At 38.5% G+C, this 19,580-nt stretch carries 23 protein-coding genes; 5 read left to right on the top strand and 18 right to left on the bottom strand.

Features of this window, described 5'->3' with window-relative positions; translation table 11 throughout:
* On the bottom strand, positions 1-1,431 hold the full coding sequence (locus tag R6U77_RS17455) for a polysaccharide deacetylase family protein (protein WP_319836614.1): 1,431 nt from the start codon (positions 1,429-1,431) through the stop codon (positions 1-3).
* Between the two features lie 11 nt (positions 1,432-1,442).
* Positions 1,443-2,756 carry a nucleotide sugar dehydrogenase gene (locus tag R6U77_RS17460; protein ID WP_319836615.1) on the bottom strand — a complete coding sequence of 438 codons (1,314 nt, stop codon included), beginning with the start codon at positions 2,754-2,756 and terminating at the stop codon, positions 1,443-1,445.
* Between the two features lie 452 nt (positions 2,757-3,208).
* On the opposite strand from R6U77_RS17460, the gene R6U77_RS17465 reads away from it, so the two are divergent.
* The gene (locus R6U77_RS17465) at positions 3,209-4,198 is read left to right on the top strand and encodes a M23 family metallopeptidase (protein ID WP_293920971.1); all 990 of its coding nucleotides are present in this window, start codon (positions 3,209-3,211) and stop codon (positions 4,196-4,198) included.
* 43 nt (positions 4,199-4,241) lie between these two features.
* Here the strand turns inward: R6U77_RS17465 and R6U77_RS17470 are convergent, their stop codons facing one another.
* The 4 genes from R6U77_RS17470 to R6U77_RS17485 form a co-directional block, all read right to left on the bottom strand.
* On the bottom strand, positions 4,242-4,772 hold the full coding sequence (locus R6U77_RS17470; protein WP_319836616.1) for a hypothetical protein: 531 nt from the start codon (positions 4,770-4,772) through the stop codon (positions 4,242-4,244).
* Positions 4,765-5,868, bottom strand: coding sequence for a hypothetical protein (locus tag R6U77_RS17475; RefSeq protein ID WP_319836617.1), 1,104 nt, complete (start codon positions 5,866-5,868; stop codon positions 4,765-4,767). The genes R6U77_RS17470 and R6U77_RS17475 overlap by 8 nt, the downstream gene beginning before the upstream one ends.
* A complete protein-coding gene (locus tag R6U77_RS17480) occupies positions 5,849-6,376 on the bottom strand; it encodes a sigma-70 family RNA polymerase sigma factor (RefSeq protein ID WP_319836618.1) in 528 nt (175 codons plus the stop codon). Before R6U77_RS17480 ends, R6U77_RS17475 begins: the two co-directional genes overlap by 20 nt.
* A 126-nt stretch (positions 6,377-6,502) precedes the next feature.
* Entirely contained in the window at positions 6,503-6,874 is a 372-nt protein-coding gene (locus tag R6U77_RS17485; protein ID WP_319836619.1) for a DUF423 domain-containing protein, read from the bottom strand.
* A gap of 188 nt (positions 6,875-7,062) precedes the next feature.
* Between R6U77_RS17485 and R6U77_RS17490 the strand changes: the two genes are divergently transcribed.
* Entirely contained in the window at positions 7,063-8,226 is a 1,164-nt protein-coding gene (locus R6U77_RS17490; protein ID WP_319836620.1) for an aminotransferase-like domain-containing protein, read from the top strand.
* Between the two features lie 149 nt (positions 8,227-8,375).
* Entirely contained in the window at positions 8,376-9,170 is a 795-nt protein-coding gene (locus R6U77_RS17495) for a GNAT family N-acetyltransferase (protein ID WP_319836621.1), read from the top strand.
* A gap of 42 nt (positions 9,171-9,212) precedes the next feature.
* Here the strand turns inward: R6U77_RS17495 and R6U77_RS17500 are convergent, their stop codons facing one another.
* The 10 genes from R6U77_RS17500 to R6U77_RS17545 all read right to left on the bottom strand — a co-directional run bounded on the left by R6U77_RS17500 (position 9,213) and on the right by R6U77_RS17545 (position 15,928).
* Positions 9,213-9,464, bottom strand: coding sequence for a hypothetical protein (locus R6U77_RS17500; RefSeq protein WP_319836622.1), 252 nt, complete (start codon positions 9,462-9,464; stop codon positions 9,213-9,215).
* Entirely contained in the window at positions 9,454-9,990 is a 537-nt protein-coding gene (locus R6U77_RS17505; RefSeq protein ID WP_406601113.1) for an RNA polymerase sigma factor, read from the bottom strand. Before R6U77_RS17505 ends, R6U77_RS17500 begins: the two co-directional genes overlap by 11 nt.
* Positions 9,968-10,348 (bottom strand): group-specific protein, encoded by a 381-nt coding sequence (locus R6U77_RS17510; protein ID WP_319836623.1) that lies wholly within the window; start codon positions 10,346-10,348, stop codon positions 9,968-9,970. Before R6U77_RS17510 ends, R6U77_RS17505 begins: the two co-directional genes overlap by 23 nt.
* Before the next feature lie 12 nt (positions 10,349-10,360).
* Positions 10,361-11,107, bottom strand: coding sequence for an ABC transporter permease (locus tag R6U77_RS17515; RefSeq protein ID WP_319836624.1), 747 nt, complete (start codon positions 11,105-11,107; stop codon positions 10,361-10,363).
* Positions 11,104-11,538, bottom strand: coding sequence for an ATP-binding cassette domain-containing protein (locus R6U77_RS17520; RefSeq protein WP_406601056.1), 435 nt, complete (start codon positions 11,536-11,538; stop codon positions 11,104-11,106). The genes R6U77_RS17515 and R6U77_RS17520 overlap by 4 nt, the downstream gene beginning before the upstream one ends.
* Positions 11,535-11,816 carry an ATP-binding cassette domain-containing protein gene (locus R6U77_RS17525; protein ID WP_319836626.1) on the bottom strand — a complete coding sequence of 94 codons (282 nt, stop codon included), beginning with the start codon at positions 11,814-11,816 and terminating at the stop codon, positions 11,535-11,537. Before R6U77_RS17525 ends, R6U77_RS17520 begins: the two co-directional genes overlap by 4 nt.
* A 157-nt stretch (positions 11,817-11,973) precedes the next feature.
* Positions 11,974-13,395, bottom strand: a complete 1,422-nt coding sequence (proS, locus tag R6U77_RS17530; RefSeq protein ID WP_319836627.1) for a proline--tRNA ligase — start codon at positions 13,393-13,395, stop codon at positions 11,974-11,976.
* 283 nt (positions 13,396-13,678) lie between these two features.
* Positions 13,679-14,446, bottom strand: coding sequence for a DUF4825 domain-containing protein (locus tag R6U77_RS17535; protein ID WP_319838395.1), 768 nt, complete (start codon positions 14,444-14,446; stop codon positions 13,679-13,681).
* Positions 14,439-14,930 (bottom strand): RNA polymerase sigma factor, encoded by a 492-nt coding sequence (locus R6U77_RS17540; RefSeq protein WP_293920984.1) that lies wholly within the window; start codon positions 14,928-14,930, stop codon positions 14,439-14,441. Before R6U77_RS17540 ends, R6U77_RS17535 begins: the two co-directional genes overlap by 8 nt.
* Positions 14,931-15,037: 107 nt before the next feature.
* Positions 15,038-15,928, bottom strand: a complete 891-nt coding sequence (locus tag R6U77_RS17545) for an acetamidase/formamidase family protein (protein WP_319836628.1) — start codon at positions 15,926-15,928, stop codon at positions 15,038-15,040.
* An 80-nt stretch (positions 15,929-16,008) separates the two neighbouring features.
* On the opposite strand from R6U77_RS17545, the gene R6U77_RS17550 reads away from it, so the two are divergent.
* Positions 16,009-16,896, top strand: a complete 888-nt coding sequence (locus R6U77_RS17550) for a helix-turn-helix transcriptional regulator (RefSeq protein ID WP_319836629.1) — start codon at positions 16,009-16,011, stop codon at positions 16,894-16,896.
* Positions 16,897-16,952: 56 nt separating this feature from the next.
* Positions 16,953-17,336, top strand: a complete 384-nt coding sequence (locus R6U77_RS17555) for a GyrI-like domain-containing protein (RefSeq protein WP_319836630.1) — start codon at positions 16,953-16,955, stop codon at positions 17,334-17,336.
* A gap of 165 nt (positions 17,337-17,501) precedes the next feature.
* Here the strand turns inward: R6U77_RS17555 and R6U77_RS17560 are convergent, their stop codons facing one another.
* Positions 17,502-18,518, bottom strand: coding sequence for an ABC transporter permease (locus R6U77_RS17560; protein ID WP_319836631.1), 1,017 nt, complete (start codon positions 18,516-18,518; stop codon positions 17,502-17,504).
* Positions 18,515-19,570 (bottom strand): ABC transporter permease, encoded by a 1,056-nt coding sequence (locus R6U77_RS17565; RefSeq protein ID WP_319836632.1) that lies wholly within the window; start codon positions 19,568-19,570, stop codon positions 18,515-18,517. The genes R6U77_RS17560 and R6U77_RS17565 overlap by 4 nt, the downstream gene beginning before the upstream one ends.
* Between the last annotated feature and the right edge of the window lie 10 nt (positions 19,571-19,580).

Below are 19,580 nucleotides of genomic sequence, written 5' to 3' on the forward strand. Positions count from 1 at the left end.
TCAGTCTACTTTCTCATCAATATCTTGTTCAATCCATGTGGACAGTTTATTAAAGGAATAACCTTGCTGCTGTAGTTGTTCAATAATTAAAGGTAAAGCCTCCACCGTTTGCGTCCCGTCTAACACGTGCATAACGATAATTTTCCCTGGTGCCATTCGATCCATTACTCGCTTATAAATATCCTGTGCTGTATAGTCTAAATTCCAGTCGAATGACGCAATATCATATAGAGCAATCACCTTCACACCTGTTGCTGCAATGATTTTCGCTGTGCGCTCATCCATTTCACCTTGTGCAGGTCTGAAATAAAGTAGCGGGGATTGCTGTAGTGCATATGTTAATGCTTGATGTGCTTTAATTAAATCCTCCTGCAATTCTTCTGGTGACATTTTCGTTACATTTGCATGATTATAGGAATGGCTGGCAATCTCATGTCCCTCATCTAAAATTAGTTTTGCTATATGCGGGTTTTCCTCAGCACGCTTACCAATTAAAAAGAATGTACTTTTAATATTGTATTGACGTAATACGCTCAACACTTCTTTTGTTCGCTCTTCGCTTGCCCAATCGTCAAAAGTTAGCACAACTTCCTTTTTCGTTGTATTTTTGCGATAGTAAATAAAAGGCTCTACATTTTCATAATCCAGGTTAAATTGAAGTGCATCATAACCTTCAATTTCCTCCAATGGCTTTACTGTGTACTGCTCCTTGACCACATCCGCCAATGTCGTCAACGTATAGCCCTTGTCCTCTAGCGATTGTGCTAATAATGGAATCGCATCAATTACCGCTGGATTAATATACGTATTTAAATGAATAACTGCTCCGCTATTAGCAAAACGTTCAATATACGCAGCAATCTCCTCAGCACTTTGCATATTGCGATCCTGTGGGTTAATAGACGACTCGACAACAGCTGACATCCCAAGCATCGATGCTACCGCCTGCATATTTTCCGTTGAATCTCCTGAGCGACTACGCACATATCGAGGCTTAAAGCCTAAGTGCTGCTCAAAAATTTGATTTGTTAAAAATAAGTCCTTATACGTTTGCTCGTAATTTAGCGTTGTCATATCAACAAAGGACAATGTTCCACTTTGCACTTCGTGACCTCGCTCAATAATATTTTTCACAAGCTCTGGCTCCTGTGCGACACGCATTCCCTCAAGAAAAAAAGTCGCCTTTATCGAATACTTATCTAGCTGCTCCAGTAATTTTAGCATTGTTTGCTCGTCTGCAAGCCCATTAAATGTAAGAGCCATTTTAGATTGTAAAATATTAGCAGATTGAATCATCTCGCTTAATGTACCATCAGATTCAACTACATCAATGGAAGGCTCTACCGCTTCTATAGCATTCTTCTTTGCATCAGCCTGACAGCCTGCTAACAGCAGCATCGCTATAATGCTGTAGAATAGTAAATTCCGCATAAATAAACCCCTTATAATTTATAATAATTCGCATTTTCAAATGAAAATGCCGTTTGACGCGTATCAAAAATGAGTGCTGCATGACGGTCTATTAATTCGTAATCAATAGAAGAATGATTTGTAATAATCAATACAGCATCAGCCTGTTGTACTAAATCAGCTGTTAGCTCTACCGTTTTAATCCCTTGTACAATATCGATAAAAGGTTCAATAATATGGAGCGTGCATTGCTGCTCCTGTAATAATTGAATAATCGGTAATGCTGGCGATTCTCTTACATCATTAATATTTGGCTTATATGCCGCACCAACTACTATAATATCAGCTTTTTCAAGCTTTTTGCTTTGCAATCTTAAATAATTTGTTAATCTTTCAACAACAAATTGTGGCATTGACTCATTAATTTTATCAGCTGCATCAATTAATGTGACAGCTGTACCATGTTGTTGACCAGCCCATGATAAATATTTTGGGTCTACAGGAATACAATGTCCTCCAACACCAGGCCCTGGTGTAAATCGCATAAAACCATAGGGCTTCGTTGCTGCCGCATCAATTACTTCCCAAACATCAATACCCATTGTATGACATACTTTGCTTAATTCATTTACTAAGGCGATATTCACTTGACGAAACGTGTTTTCTAAAAGCTTCTCCATCTCAGCAACTTCTGGTGTAGATACACGATGTACCTTCGTTTGCAATGCATGCTCATAAAATAATTGTGCTAAGTCCGTGCATTCCTTGGTCATACCGCCGATTACTTTAGGTGTATTTGTTACATTAAAGCTGCTATTGCCTGGGTCAATTCGCTCTGGTGAATATGCGATGAAGCTATTTCCCCCTATTGTGTAGCCTTGCTGCTCAATCGCTGCACCAACAATGTCTCTCGTTGTGCCTGGGTAAGTTGTGCTCTCCAAAATAATGAGCGTGCCTTCCTTAATGTGCAGGCTAATTTGCTCAACCGCAGAAATAATATATGTAATATCTGGATTACCTTCCTTATCAAGAGGTGTTGGAACACAAATAACAATGATATCTACTTCATGGAGCTGTTCAAATTGTGCTGTTGGCTCAAATCGTCCTGTTGCTAAAGCCTGCTCTATGTTTGTTGATGGTAAATCTGTAATATAACTCTCGCCTTGCTTTAGTTGATTTACTTTATTTATATTTTTATCAAAGCAAATTGTAGTAAATCCTTGCTGTATTATTTCTAGTGCAAGTGGTAGACCTACATATCCTAGGCCGATAATCCCTACTACAGCTTGCTTATTTTTTATTTTCTCGCTTAAATCAAATGCTTTTTTGTATATTTCACTACCCAAGAAAATCACTCCTTTTTCCTATATTTTTAAGTATCGTCTTTTATCTGTAGATTGGAATAGGTTTAAAGGATTATTTAATATTGTATATAAGATACAAAAGTTATGTTTTTTATTATATTTTTGCTATAAATTGTTTTATAGCAATTAAATTTATTTATAAAGGCTAATTCCATGTGCACAATAAAATATTCCTTACTTTTCAGCAGCAATTAAAAATTCTAAAAGGACTAAAGACTTAATTGTTATGAGAATTTTTAAAAATAATAGTAGAAATTAAGATTAACAGAGCCTGCTAAACAAAATCTGAACAAAAATTTATCATTTAAATCAACATTCCCTGAATATAAACCTTCAATGCCTTAATGAAAGTAGCAGCATGTAAAATGTCATGCATCACTCATAAAATAAAAAAAATTGGTTATGTTATACGTGTAGAATGGAGGGAATAGAAAATGAATCGCTTCCAATTAATATTTTGCTTCGTACTACTTGGCATTTTTCTTATTGCGACACCTAGCCATGCACAGCAAACGCCTTCGCAAGAAGAAATATACGCACAAAGGATGTCCTATTATTATGAATTTGAAAGCCCTATCGTTCCTTGGTACTATCTCGCTGCCATCGATCAATATGAGCGCAATATTCAAGCTGTTCGCAAGGACTTGGCAACACGCGAGGGAATACTTTCCATACAATTTCCTTCACATTTTTGGTCAGGACCCTTCAACCCTTCTGTAGAAGATACTTCACCTGCCACTATCGCTTATTTTGGCGGGCATGGACTTGATGGCAATGAGGATGGAATAGCAGATCAAACACAGGATGCTGATGTTTTGCGCACACTCGTTGGCTATTTGCATCAAGCACATCGAGAAGCAGGTACTTTTCAAGCTGCGCTAGAGAAATATTACGAAAATGAGCAAGCTATTAACCAAATACATGTCATCGCCAATATTTATAAAAAATACAACACCGTTGCCTTAGCTGAACGCGCATTTCCAATTCCGATTCGTGCAAATTATAGCTATAAAGGCACATGGGGAGCAAGCCGTGGCTGGGGTGGACGCAGAATGCATGAAGGAACAGATTTATTTGCAAGCTATGGGACGCCTGTTCATTCTACCTCTTATGGTGTGATTGAAGTGATGGGCTGGAATGAATATGGTGGCTGGCGTATCGGTATTCGTGACTTATATAATACGTACCATTATTATGCACATCTTTCCTCCTTCCATCCTGATTTAGCGATTGGCGATATTGTAGAGCCAGGTACAATTATCGGCTATGTTGGCAGCTCAGGCTATGGCAAAGAAGGAACTTCCGGTAAATTTCCACCACATTTACATTATGGCATGTATAAATTTGACGGACGCACTGAATGGGCTTTCGATCCATTCCCATCCTTGTTAATTTGGGAGCGTCAAGCGAAAAAGAAAAATTAAAAAACACATGAAATCAGGGACTACCTTGATTTCATGCATTTTTCTATTTTAAAAACTGCAAGCCTGTTCGCAGCATCATTTTGACAAATCGAATAAGTAAGATAGTTAAAGCCAGATAAAAAAATGCTGTTACGAAAACAATCATCAGTTGAACATTCTCCATCATATTCATGCCAAAGGAAAACGCAATAAGTGAAGCAACAACAACAACCGTAGCGAATCGCTCTATTTTTTTATATGCTCGCATACTATCCGTTTGTTCCGAAAGAGGCTTTAGCATATAAATAATGAGAAGCATCGCTAAATACTTAAATATGAACAATAGCCAGCTCACAATGTCCTCTAAAATAATATATTGCGTATACCATTTCACTGACAATAGCTCATCTGCCATAACAATAAGCAATAGGATGTAAATAACCCCTTTTAACTTACTTTTTTCAGGCACCTTCCATACGCTATAGAAAATAATGAGCATCGCCAATGCATGTACATAGGGTAGGAAAAACGTCAAAGTCGAACAAATTAAACCTCTGCGCAACCATTTCAGCGCAATTTGCCATTGCTCAGTCATTCGTTATCATCTCCTGTCGTATTTCTTTGACGATTTTGTGGGAAAATGGTGGGAAAAGGATATTCGCTCTTTTATTTATCGTGCCATCTGTCGTTTCAATAATAAAATATAAACTTTGATAGCTGCGTAGCTCCCTCTCATCACTCAGTTGATAGGAAAGTTCTAGCAAGGTATCATCTATCGCATATGGCAACAAATCAATATCCTCTTCTCCAGCCATATTGACACACTTAATGACCTTTCCACGGCTTTCTAATTTATAGTGCTGGATAACAGGAGGCGGTGTAATAGCAGTAATTGTAGTCATATCTGTTTTAAATAACTCCTTATGATTGCCATTTGAATCCACTTCAAAGCCAAATCCTTCGCTATCGTCCCCTTGAACAAATTGTGTAAATTGGATATCGAAAGGAATTTTTTCACCATCTAAAAAAAGAGCATAGGCTTCAATTGGTGAACGCTGCCTCATTAATTGATTTAAATCTTCTACCTGAAAATTAAGCGCTGCATTCGTTGTCATATGATGTGCCGTACTCCCTAAACTCAAGCTGTAATCACCATTTACCGCAAACGTTGTATCATTAATAACAACTGCGCGTATTGTATTTTCAAACTCACTTTTATTTATAATTGCATGGATATAAATAGATTGATAACCCGACCTTTCTTCTAAATTCACACTTACTGGATACACATACGGTCTTGGTAGCTGCTGCGCCTCATAATAGGCGCTATTCCACACCCATGACAAAGCAACAAGCAAAGTAAGCGCCCATTGTTTGCGCCATTTTTTATGACTTTTTCCAAGGTTCCATACTATCGCTACTAGAAAAACTGTACAAATACTAGCCAGCCAATATGGGTTCATTAATGGCTGCACTAGCCCAGCTGCTTGCGTATTGTGCTCCAAATTTGGCGCTGTTGATACAAGCCAAATAAAATAGGCAACTGCTGCGGTTAACGGGATTGTTAAAAAAGTAGGTAGCCATTTTTTTCGCTGCTTTTCTTTCGCAGCACGCTCAATGCCAATGACTACGTGCTTATGTAGCTCTGCTGGCTGCTCAATTTGTCGCATTTCATCCTTTAAAAATTTCATCCGCTATTCCCTCCTCCACAAGCTTTGTCTTCAATTTTTTCAACGCACGATATAAAATAGTTTTCGTCGTGCCAAGCTTTAATTGCAAAACATCTGCAATTTGTTCAAATGTAAAATCCTCATAGTATTTCAGTAAAACGACATGCTTTTCTTCTATTGATAAATGCTGCATCACACTTTGCAATGTGAAATGCATATCGAGCTCTACTGGTTCTTCAATGAGATATGTATCGTGTAATTCCTCGTAATATGGTCGCTTTTTTAACAAGTCGTGAGCACAATTGATTAAAATGCGAATGAGCCATGTTTTAAAATAAGCTACGTCTCGCAATTGTTGAATTGCTTTATAAGAGCGATAGGCACATTCCTGCACAATATCGAGCGCATCGTCCTGATTTTTTGCATAAACATATGCCATCGCATACAGCTCCTGCTCATATTGCTGAAAGAGCGCAATATATGCCGTATCATCCCCGCCTTGCGCTTGTCGTATTAGCCGTTCATTCACACTTTTCACCTCTCTATACATATTAGACTGTCATTTTTTCAATTTAGCTTGCAATTTTGGAAATTTTTTTAGAAGTCGCTGATAAAAAAATGACTATTAAGCGAGATGCTCAATAGTCATTTCATTCTATATAATTGCTACAATAATACATGCCCATGCGGCAATAAATAGTAGCCCACCAATTGGCGTAATAGCCCCGAGCTTTTTCACACCTGTAACTGCTAATATGTATAGGCTACCTGAAAAGAACACGATGCCAGCTACCATTAAATAGCTTGCCCATTGTAAAATTGTCGATACTCCTAATAGTGTGTCATAGCCTAAAATACCAACAATAATTAGTCCTAATGCGTGATACATATGATACTGTACAGCCGTTTCCCAAATCGCCGCATATCTTGGCTCTGGAAATTTATCCTTCAAGGCATGTGCGCCAAATGCACCTAATACAATTGCTATTAAAGCAAGACTTGCACCTAATACTAATGCAACAGTCATATTGACAACCTTCTTTCCTCATGAAATTCACCTCATTTATTATACGCTTATTACGCTAGCATTTTCTACTTTCTTTCATAAAAAAGCTTGCTTATAAACTTTTTTTATTTACATTCCAATATTGTATTGTATAGAGAATTTAAAAATGTTATAATTTTCGAAAAATTAAAACAAAGAAGGTTGTTCACATGCAGTACTCAGACAGAATTTTAAATACCCCCTCTTCATTTATTCGCAATATTTTAAAGGTAACTGAAGCAGATGATGTCATTTCATTTGCAGGCGGTTTACCAAACCCCATTTCATTTCCACTAGATGACATGCATACGTCCATCGATCGTGCAATGAAGCAACATGGTGCTAAACTATTCCAATATGCCTCAACTCAAGGCTATTTACCTTTACGTCAATATATCGCAAATAAATATAATCGTCGTTATGGCTTACAAATAGATGCTGATGATATTTTACTCACAACAGGCTCACAGCAAGCATTGGAGTTACTCGCAAAGGTTTTAATCAATAAAGGAGACGGCATTATTATTGAGGAACCAGGCTATTTAGGTGCGATTCAAGCATTTACTTTAGCTGAGCCAACATTTTACCCTGTAACATTGGAACAAGATGGTTTGAATTTAGAGCAGCTAGAGCAAGCGTTACAGCAGCCAAATGTCAAATTCATTTATACAGTGCCAAATTTCCAAAATCCAACAGGACTCACGTACTCACTGGAAAAGCGCCAGCAAGTGTATGAGCTCATTGCACGTCATGATGTGATTTTAGTTGAGGATGACCCTTATGGAGAACTGCGTTTTGAAGGTGAGCACCTTCCTTATATCGGTGCAGGCAAATTGGAAAACAGTGTGCTGCTTGGCTCCTTCTCGAAAATTGTCACACCTGGGATGCGCCTTGGCTTTATTATTACGAAAAACAAAGAGCTCCTACAGCATATCGAGACAGCAAAGCAAGCTACAGATTTGCACACAAATGTGTTCTCACAATATGTCATTGCTGATTATTTATTAAATAATGATATTGAGCAGCATATTCAAAAAATTAAAGACTTATATAAAGCACAATCCGATGCGATGCTGCAAGCGATGGCGACATACTTCCCAGCACACGTATCCTACACAAAGCCTGAAGGTGGTATGTTTATTTGGGCAACTATGAATGATGGACGCTCTGCGATGGATGTTTTCAATAAAGCAATGGATCAAAAAGTCGCTTTTGTGCCTGGCAATCCGTTTTATGTGAATCCAGGCAATGTTAATACAATGCGTTTAAACTATACAAACTCCACACCTGAAATTATCGAGGAAGGCATTAAGCGTTTAGGAAATATTTTATAAAGCGAGGGCTCTGTGCCTCGCTTTTTTCTATGCGCCGCTGCTTTTATTCTACGTTTTCAAAGATTTATTCTACGTTTTTCGAATTCCCCATTGACATGCAAATACATTTTCTCTATCATTGGATTAATTTACCGTAAGGAGGAGATACCATGATACGACTTTTAACAGCTGAGGACCATGACATTTGCATGGAGCTCGTCCAACAACAGCCTGCCGAAAACCTTTTTATTATCGGCGATATAGAGGCATTTGGCTATGATCAGCCATTCCAAAAAGTTTGGGGACAATTTGAAGAAGACAAGTTAATTGCAGTTTTACTAAAATATGAGGGCAACTATATTCCATATGCACAGGGTGCTTTTGACACGCAAGGCTTTGCAGCAATTATTAACAGTGATGAAAACGCGACAGAGTTATCTGGCTTAAAGGATATTACAGATCAACTTGAACCATTTATCCAAAAAGAACTATTCACAAAAAAAGAGCTCTATTACGCAAAATGTACAGCCCTACAAAAAATTTATGAGGACCACGATTTACAAAATATCGAGCTACTTACACGTGAGACAATTGAAGAAAATGTTGAGCTGCTCAAAACAATTCCTGAATTTGCAGGCAGCCCTATCTCAGTCGAAAGCAAGCTGCGCGTTTTAGAAAGCAAAACAGGTCGCACCTATTTCATGCGTGAGGGCGATGTCATGGTGTCATCTGCCTCTACAACTGCCGAAAATAGCCTATCTGCAATGGTCGTTGCTGTGGCAACACGTGACGGCTACAAGAAAAAAGGCTATGCGACAAAATGTATGCAAAAGCTATGTGGTGAGCTCTTAAATGAAGGCAAATCGCTTTGCCTATTTTACGATAACCCTGCGGCTGGCGCCATTTATAAACGCTTAGGCTTTGAGGATATCGGCTTTTGGAATATGCTACGTTACCAAAATTGAAAAGATGGATGGAATCAATGAAATCCGATTCCATCCACCTTGTCATCTTATACTCAGCCATTGCACAACTGCTAAGACAAATCCACAAATAATTGGGGCAATTCTTAACATCGTGTACCCTGTTGACGTACTGTTCCATTTCTCTAACGGGTCTTTTGCAGGCGAGCCTAAATAAGTAATAAAACGATCCCAACGACTTTTTTTATAAGTCACAAGTTTCTTAGGAATTTGCACGTCAAATTGATCGAGTCGCCGCTGCAATTCATGCTCCTCTTTCCACTCATCATTTAGCATGGAAATCCTCCTTTAACTCTTCTTTTAAACGCTTTAATGCCTGATGCAATCTCGACTTCACTGTCCCAACAGGTATTTCCAAAATTTTCGCAATATCCTCCTGTGGTAAATCATGATAATAGGCAAGCAAAATAACGCCACGTTGCTTTTCTGGCAGCTTTGCAATCGCCTGCTGTACAGCTAGTTTATCATCTGCTGAAAAAGAAGTCGTTTGTATCGGCACTAAAAACGGAAAAAAGCTGCGCAACTTTTTTCTGCGATTCAGCTTATTCATTAACAAGCGATAACCAATCTGAAAAATATACGATTTTACCATGCCCTTTTGTGCATCGAAATCATGGCGCTTTTTTTGCAATTGCTCAAAGGTATCCTGCACAATATCAACGCTTAACTGCTCCTCCCCTGTATAGCGAAATAAAAAGCTATACAGAGGCTTATATAATTGCTGATATAACTGATTGAATGCCTCGTCATCCCCCTTTTGATAAGCATTCATCAAGCTCTCATTTGTCATCATTGAGCTTATCACCTAAATGTGCCTTAATGGCTTTTAATGTACTGGAAATACGTATAAATGAATAAATAACAATGATAATTACCCATACTTGTGATTGATTTGTAAAAAATTGTACATAGGGGTTTGTGACATCCTGTCCACTGGAAATAAGCCAGTTCAATGCTTGCACACAGCCAATTGTATATATACCTAATGTAAAGATGATTGTATCGAACACATTCCAGCGTAAGTAAATCGTTGTTTTATGATAATTAATTTTGCGATTTTCACGTACAACATGCTTGCGGTCAAACGGTATAATAATGGCTAATATAACAATCACCCATATCCCGCCGACAATTAATGAAACTATCCAGCCAATTCCCATCATGCTTCCCTCCTATCTGTGATAAACTTTGCGCGCAATTAATGCCAGTACCAAACTCCACCCTGCCAAAATAAGTAAATACTGATACAGAGGAAGCCATGTATTTGTCGTTAAACCTAAATAATATTGTAAGCTATCATTCAAATAAAGCATCGGATTCCACACTAAAAAAATAAAATATTGCTGTGGGTCTTTACCAGCAAGCGTTAAAAACATTGTTGTCATTGTTATCGAAAACATCAATAAAATCATAACTGGTACAAGCATGCTTTGTGCCACTTTGCCATTTTTAAAAAGCCCTGCCAAAATAAAGCTTAATGGATATAATGCAAGCAAGACAAAATTACATATAAATAATATAAGAAAGAAATGGTCCCATGCAATATCAATTACTAGTTTATAGCAAGCTAATAATACTACTAATGCCATATTTGCTAATGCAAACACACCGATCCCTATACCTAGATAGTAAGTGGAGGCTGTGATCTTTGTACGTTTCAGCCAATCAAATGTGCGATTCGCTTTCATATCTGCTAAATAAATTGTGACGCTAGAAAAGGCAAAAGAGAAGAGCAATAATAAGATGGAAACAGGTAAAAATTGCCCCTTCACCATATATTGAAATGTTTCCTCATTGACAACAGATTTTATGATAAAAGATAGAATTAAAAAAATAAATGCCGGAAGTATGTTTCCAAAACCTACACCATAATTACGCATGCTTTCCAATATAAATGTACTTGTAATTTGTTTGATCATCCTACTTGCCCTCCTAATACTTTACCTGTCACTTCAAAATAAATACCCTCAATCCCTTTAAACACAGGGTTAGAATATTTTTCTTCCAACGCCTCCAAAGTACCACAATCCGCCAATTGACCTTCTTTTAAAATATAAATCTCATTAAATAAAGATTCAAAGCCCGCTACCTCATGGCTAATGATAACAATAATGCGCTGCGTCTGTTCAATATCCTTTTTCAAAAAACTGGCTAATTGCTTTTTCTTCATTAAATCTAAATCTGCAAACGGTTCATCAAGCAAAATAATCGGTTTATTTAATAAAAATGCTAAATAAATCGACAATGCCTTGCGCTGGCCACCCGACGCATTTTTTACTAAAACATGATTATATGTAGCTAATTCAAGCAAATGATACAGCTCTGTTAAATCCCTTGGTTCCTCTGTCAATGCTTGAAAAGGCGAATAACTTCAGATATTTTCAAATGGCTATAGCTATCAAAGCTTTGATACTGTACAGCTACACAATCAGCTAACGGCTGAGGATAATGCATTGTGCCACTATCGTATGGCACATCTCCCGCAATGCATTTCACCAAGGTTGATTTTCCTGCCCCATTTTCACCTAATAGCAAATAGCAGCCTCTTGCTTGAAAGCATGCTGAAAAGTGATTTAACACCGCTTTCCCATCATATGTTTTAACAATTTTCTGTAAAGAAAGATTCATCTAAAACCCTCCATTTGTTTATGTATTTACTTACTATACAAATGGGAGAATTAGAAAGTTCATTTTATTTTTGAAACATGGCATAAATTTCATTTCCGTATCTACATAAATAAAGCACTTTCCAAACAAGTAGTTGGAAAGTGCCAATTTATTTTTGTTAATACGCTCTTGCAAACCACACCGTATGCTGTGCTGGCTGCTCACAGCAAATACATGTCTCTTTTTGAACAGGTGGCTGGAATGGGATATTGCGTGTTGTGAATTTTGTTTGCTCCTTCACCTTTTGTTCACAATTGGCGCTGCCACACCAGCCTGCTAATACCCACCCCGGAACGGCATTTGCTTCAATATGCTGCTGCAACTGTGGTAAAGAATCGATTGTTGTGTGCGAATGAGCAGCTCTAAATTGACGTGCCTTTGTCAGTAAACGAGCTTGCATCATTTCAAGCTCTTTTTCAATCACCGGCAATAGCTGCTCAAGCTGTACTGTTTGTTTTTCTTCTTCATCGCGTGCTTTTATAATAGCTTGCCCGTTCTGATAATCACGTGGCCCTAGCTCCACGCGTAGCGCAGCACCTTTTTGCTCCCATTTATTAAATTTAAAGCCCGCTGTTTGGTCTGAATCGTCAAGCTTAACACGAATGCCCTTCACCTTTAAAGCTTGATGAATTCCCTCCAACTTCTCTAAAATTTCTGGGTGCTTTTTAAATGGACCTACTGGCATAAGTACGACCTGTGTTGGTGCAATTTTTGGTGGTAGCACTAAGCCTTTGTCATCGCCATGCACCATAATAACAGAGCCGATTAGTCGCGTTGATGTGCCCCAAGACGTTGTATGGACATATTGATGCTCATTATTTTTATTTAAAAATTTAATATCAAATGCCTCAGCAAATTTCGTTCCTAAATAATGCGATGTTCCTGCTTGCACTGCCTTGCCATCCTTCATCATCGCTTCAATTGAAAATGTATCAACGGCACCTGCGAAACGCTCTGATACAGTTTTTGTGCCATCATAAACTGGAATCGCCAAAAGCTCCTCGACAACCTCTTTATAAATAGCGAGCATTTGCATCGTTTCATTACGTGCCTCTTCCTCATTTTCATGCGCGGTATGCCCTTCTTGCCATAAAAATTCGGATGTACGAATAAACGGTAATGTTTTCTTTTCCCATCTAAAAACATTTGCCCATTGGTTGAGCAACAGCGGCAAATCACGATAGCTATTCACCCATTTGGAGTAAAGATGTCCTATCATCGTTTCAGAGGTTGGTCTAAGTGCTAAGCGCTCCTCAAGCTGCTCTCCTGCCGCCTCTGTTACCCAAGGTAGCTCTGGTGAAAAGCCTTCAATATGGTCCTTTTCCTTTTGGAAAAATGATTCGGGAATAAGCATTGGGAAATAAGCATTGCGATGCCCTGTTTCTTTAAATCGACGGTCCATCTCCGCTTGAATATGCTCCCAAATTTCATAGCCATCTGGACGGAACGTAATACAGCCTCGAACAGGCGTATAGTCCATTAACTCCGCGTCTTGAATTGTCTTCAAATACCATTTTGTAAATTCATTTTCCTGTTGCATTCATTATGCACTCCTTTTTTAACAAAATAAAAAGCATAAAGCCATCCTAAATTAGGACGTCTTTATGCATAGAAAACGTGGTACCACCTATTTTTAGCTTTAATTGCTTAAAGCCCTCGAACGTTGTTTAACGGGAACGAGCCGGTAACTTCTCCGTAGTAGGTTTCAATAAAGAAGCGGTGATATAGCTCTCAGCAATTGCTATATTTTCTGTTTCACAATTCTTTATTTACTTGGCTACATCAACGAATTAACTATATGTTTTTTCATCATAGCAAATCAGCTAGCGAATTTCAATGTGAGAATAAAGCTGCTGATAGGCTTTTGCTGTCACTTTATATAATGTCCCCGTATCGGAGGCTTTAACAAAGACGGCTTCTTGCTCATTGAGCCATAAGTAATAATGTTCCTCTCCAATATTGAACATATAGTCTGCTTTGTTAACAATCAAATTGACGATACCTTGCTCCTGCTCCGCTGTGCCAATGGCTTCTTTTAGTGCAGTAGCTAACTCCTTATTGTTCATATTTAACGGAAGCGGCTTTGTGCTATTTAATGTAGCTTCATCACGAATTGCCATGAAATCAATCATTGAAAATTGTTCCTTTGTGAGTGTGGCACTCTGCTCCTCTGTCTCAAATTGTATATAGTCTACATTTTGCACAAGTGTCCACATATAGAGGGCTACCCTATGCTTTGTTTCACTTGCTAACGGTGTAGTCGTATTGACAATAATACCGTATGGCTGCTGCTTTGTTTGTAGTGCGAAAGAGTCGTAGCTTTCCTCACCTAAAGCGTAATTTAAAATGTAGCTGACCTTACTGTTATCACCTACATATGTGCCCTGCAAATCAAAAATGGCTTCCTGCTGTAACGGTGTATTGGCAGTATGCTCTGTCCATGAGCCACTTATCCATAATAATAGTCCAATCATTACAACACCCACTACCGTTAATTGCGGAAGCCATGAACGTGGTTTCTTTTTGAGTGGTTGCTGCAAAAGTTCTACTTCAAAAATCCGGTTTAAGCTTGCCTTCACCTCTTTATTCATCAAGTACCATTCCTCCTAGCTTCTTCTTCAATTGCTCTCGTGCACGCTTTAATCTCGTTTTCACTGTTCCTTCAGGTATTGTTAAAATCAGCGCAATTTCGGGAATAGAAAAATCCTCATAATAATACAGCACAATGATTTCTCGATAAATAGGCTTGAGCTTTAAAATGGCTAACCCAAGCTGCGCCTGTGTGTCCTTTTTTAATGCACGCTGTTCAGGTGTATCGATATGAAAGCTTTGCATAATCGCATGCTGCTTATATTTCCAGCTACGTAAATAATCATAGCTACGATTAATCGTCATTCGAATTAAATATGTTTTATAGGAAGCCTCTCCACGAAAGATTGCCTCCTTCTCAACTGCCTTTTCACATACATCCTGCACAATGTCCTGTGCCATTTCGCGATTTTTTACATACGTGTAAGCGAGCTTTAGCAGCATCGTATAGTGTGTATGTATCGCTTGTTCTAGCGTTTGCTGCAAAATGCCGCCTCCTTTCAAATTTATGTTTAGACGGCTAGCTAAACGAAATAGTTTCAAAAATTTTTAAATGAAAAAAGCTCACCACCATTTAGCAGTGAGCTTCTCAATTAATGAAAATTTTTCAAATAATGCAGCGGCAATTCCATACGGGCCGTTTTGTTTGGGTCAACAATTTGGCTAATGCGCAGCTGCCCTGCCAAGGATAGTAAATGTATCGCTTCAGCATCCGTTAATGTTGTAGATTGTTGAATCACACGCACCATATTTTTCGTCGCCATTACCGTTGCTTCATCCAATGTTTTGGCTGAAGCAATTGTACTAATTGTATCGCCATTAATGACATACGGGGTTGGCACTAAATGATTTTTTAGCACACGCACTGTTACCGTTACTTGTGCAGGTACTTCGCCACCACATACCGATACTTCACCATCTCCCATTGCAGCATGGCAATCACCTAGTGCAAGGAGAGCTCCCTTCACATTAACAGGAAGATACAGCTTTGCCCCCTCTGTAATGGCGGTTGTATCCATATTGCCACCATGCGTATCAGGTACACCACAGCTAATCGCATCTTGTGCAGGTGCCGTGCCAATAACGCCAATCATTTTATTCATGGGAATTTGAATATCCTCTGTAAATTGTAGCTTGCCCTCGACGATTGGAACACGTTTAATTGTCATCGTATCTAACTCATCACCTAAGACACCAAGCTCAGGACCTGTCATTAACGTTACCGTATCACCAATGTCAATGGTATGAATGTCCACCTCTACTACATCCCCAGGCTCAGCTCCCTCGATAAAAACAGGGCCCGTCGCAGGATTAATTTTATTCCAATCTAAAGCTTCAACTATTTGATTCTCGCTAGTTATCTGATTTGTAAAGCAATCATATGCCTCAAATACAATTGTATCGCCACTTTGTACTGTACAAGCAGGCTGATTATCTGCACTCATCGCGTAAATGGCGTGTTCCTTTGAAATAAAATGCTTCATTTATCATTCCCCCTATGTCAACATTATACTTAAGTTGAAATTATTTTATCATATTTCTATTTGGAAAGAAGGCTGGATCAATGAAGATAGAAAGAATGTTTGCGATTGTCGTTTTTTTATTACATAAACGACTTGTCTCTGCGGAGGAGCTAGCTGAAAAATTAGAGGTTAGCAAGCGCACAATTTATCGAGATATTGATTCGTTATGTGCGGCTGGTGTCCCGATTATTTCACATCTCGGTAAAAATGGCGGCTTCACATTGGCAGAGCGCTATCAGCTTGATAAATTAACATTTAGCGATGCGGAGAAAAAATTAGTTATGGACGGCGTCACATTAGAACAGCAGCTTTTCGAAGGACAGCAGCTTTCTTCCTTGCAGCAAAAGCTTGCCCTTTTTCACGAGGAGCAAGTGCCCTTCACATTGACACAGGCAACTTTGCATCGAGCTATTATTGAGCAGGAAACGAAGCATAAAATTCAGCAGCTTCTTTCTTTTATTCAGCAGGAGCAAGCGATTGAAATTTCATATGTTGCGCAAAACGGACATTTCACGACACGTATCGTTTTACCAATCAAGCTCCATTTGCAAAACGGTAGCTGGTATGTAGAGGCCTTTTGTCAGCTGCGCGAGGCTTATCGACTTTTTAAGCTGACACGTATTCGATTGATGGAAGTGGCTGATATATCAATGAAGCTACCCCTTCTCGCATCTCAAGCTACGCGCTCTATTCAATTAGAGAAAATCATTTTACAATTTGCTTTAAGCGAGCATGGCAAGCTTTATGATTTTTTTACAGAGGAGGAGCTTATCATACAGCAAGAGCATATTATCGTCACATTTTCCTATGATATAACAAATGACCTTCTTCCTTTTATTCGTATGTTCGGCAGTAAAGTGAAAATATTGGCACCTGATTGGCTTCAGCAAAAGCATTTGCAAGAAATTCAACATATTTTAGAAAGCTGACAGACAGTTGTCATCCTTTGTTCTTTATACTGGCATAAAAGAAGGAGGAGTTCACATTGAAAACAACAATTACAGAAAAGAAAATTGTAGGGACAAGCATTCGCACAAACAATAATTCACCAGAAACGATTGGGCAGCTATGGGAAAACGTTATGGCAAGCGGCTTACAAGGAGATATCTTCGCTATTTATCACAATTACGAAAGCGACTTTACAGGAGATTATGATTTAACGATTGGCACAGAGCAAGTTGGAGCAAATGCAGTCATCATACCTGCTGGACAATATGAGGTCATTGATGTCGATATGTCTCAGCCAAATGCGGTATTTCTTGCATGGACAACGATTTGGCAAAGCGCTATACCGAGAGCCTATAGCACAGATTTTGAGCATTATGCACAGGATGGCTCTGTCAAAATTTATTTATCTGTTGTAATTTGAAATATGGAAATTTTGACGTTCTAGCGACAACTTCAAATGATATCAGCGGCTTTTGAGAATATATCAGCGAAATTCCAATTATATCGGCGACTTTTATGAATATATCAGCGAAATACTAATTATATCAGCAACTTGGCTGCCCATGCTTTCTCGGGCAGCCCACTTTTATACATTTGCCTTCTTTTCCATCATGTTAATGCCGATACCCATTAAGACAACTGCCATAAACAGCAAAATGCTAATAGGCTGTAGCAGCTCATTCCATGTACTATTGTATAATGTGACACCGTTTAATATTTCTAAGCCATATTTGATCGGTGAAATATAGGACAGTGCATAAATAATCGGTGAGCTGACAAATTCAAGCGACCAATATAAACCACCAAGCATGGAGAAGGATATTGCGATGACCATCATCATTGTATTAAATTGGCTCACTGTACTCGTGATTGATGCGATAAAAATTGCCAATGCTATAACACATAGTAAATAAGGAATCAACGATAGTAGCGCATAGATAAATTTCCCATAAAAATCAACACCTGCTACATAATGAAAAATAGAAAATACAAGTATCATCTGGGCATAGCTAATGCAAAATGCATAGGCTAAATTTGCTGTGTACGCTTGCCATTTACTAATGCTCGATACAAGCAGCCGGTCCCAGACACCCGAATTGCGCTCCGCTAAAATATAGCTAACCCCTGAAGCGACTGTATAAATGACCATGAATAAAGAAAAGGAAAACAGCATCAACAAGCTATGTGAATAAATGTACTCATCATTTTCATAGTTTAGTTGAAAAGCAGGTGACAACTCTTTTGTCATCAAAGCCTTTTGATACTGCATTTTTAACTCATTTTGCAAAAGTGCGCTATCCATAAAATCGCTCGCTACCACAAGCTTAAATTCCTTTTCGTATAAAAAAATGGCCACCTTCATTTTGCTTTTTCCCACAAGCTCCCTTGCCTCTAGCTCTGTATGCAATTCATAATTATAGAATGGCATTCCCTGCAATATTTGTGTCGTTTTCTCCTCATTGAGCGAGGAAGCTATCGCTATCGATTCATTCGATTGGTACCCCATTAAATAGACAAATAGGCAAATAATAAGTGTTGAAATAATGTAATGTAACGGATTGCGAATCAGCAATAAGCACTTCGTTTTAAAAATCGCTATCATGCAACCCCTCCCTTTCTAGGAAAAATGCGCACAGCTGCTACAAAAAAGGCGACTGCTAAAATAAGCAATATTAATAAATATGGCACTAGTTGAACAAAGTCTGCACCTTGCTGTAGCAATAAATAGCTTTGTAGCGCTGCACCATTTGGTGTAAAATGCCCTAACTTTGCAAGCTGTGGCACTGCTGCACTTAAGTTAAAAAATGTGCCACCAAGCAAAGCAAGGATTGCGACGAAAGCTGTATTAAATAATGACGATGCTTCATAGGAATTATTACGGTAATTGAGTGCCGAATAAAATGCTGCCATTGCGCCAACTGCTATTGCTATACAAACAGTTGTCACCACATAACCGAGCATGCTTTCAAAAACAACACCAAACACCATGTAAATGATCGCGAATAAAATAACCATTTGTAGCATGGCTAATACCATCGTTGATAGCAAAATTGTTAATAAATAGAGCGTTGGTGGAATGTTCGTAAGCACCAGGCGGTCAAAAATATGATTTTCCTTCTCTCGCAACGCTTGCGCTGCCATAATGCCGACCCAATATAAAACAAACATCACACTCAAACCAAAAGCATAATAGGCACTTGTCGCAACAGGCGGACGCTGGTGGATTGTTTCAATCGATGATTCAATCACTGGAGCTGCAACCCCTGCACTTTGCCATGTTAATTGCTGCTGATAGTTATCCATCATATTTTGAACAATACGTGACGTGAATTCTTTTTTATGATTCAAATAAATATTGGGCATATGAATGACAGCACTATACTCATTGGACTCTTTCACTTCCTCTAGCGACTCCGCATCAATTGTTGTTAACTTAACAAATGACTGGCTTTGTAAATAGGCAAGCAATTCACTGTCCCCATCTTGCTCCATCATAGCAATTTTTACTTGCACAGATGAATTGCCGTCCATTAGCCCACCAATTGCAAAATGAATAATCAGTATAATGACAATAGGGGTACCTAATAAAATTTGTAGCTCCTCTGGTCTACGCCAAATTAAAGTGAGCTTTTGACGAATAAATGCAAAAAACATAGTCAGCACT

Origin of the sequence: Lysinibacillus louembei, assembly GCF_033880585.1 — a bacterium.
Taxonomy (GTDB): domain Bacteria; phylum Bacillota; class Bacilli; order Bacillales_A; family Planococcaceae; genus Metasolibacillus; species Metasolibacillus louembei.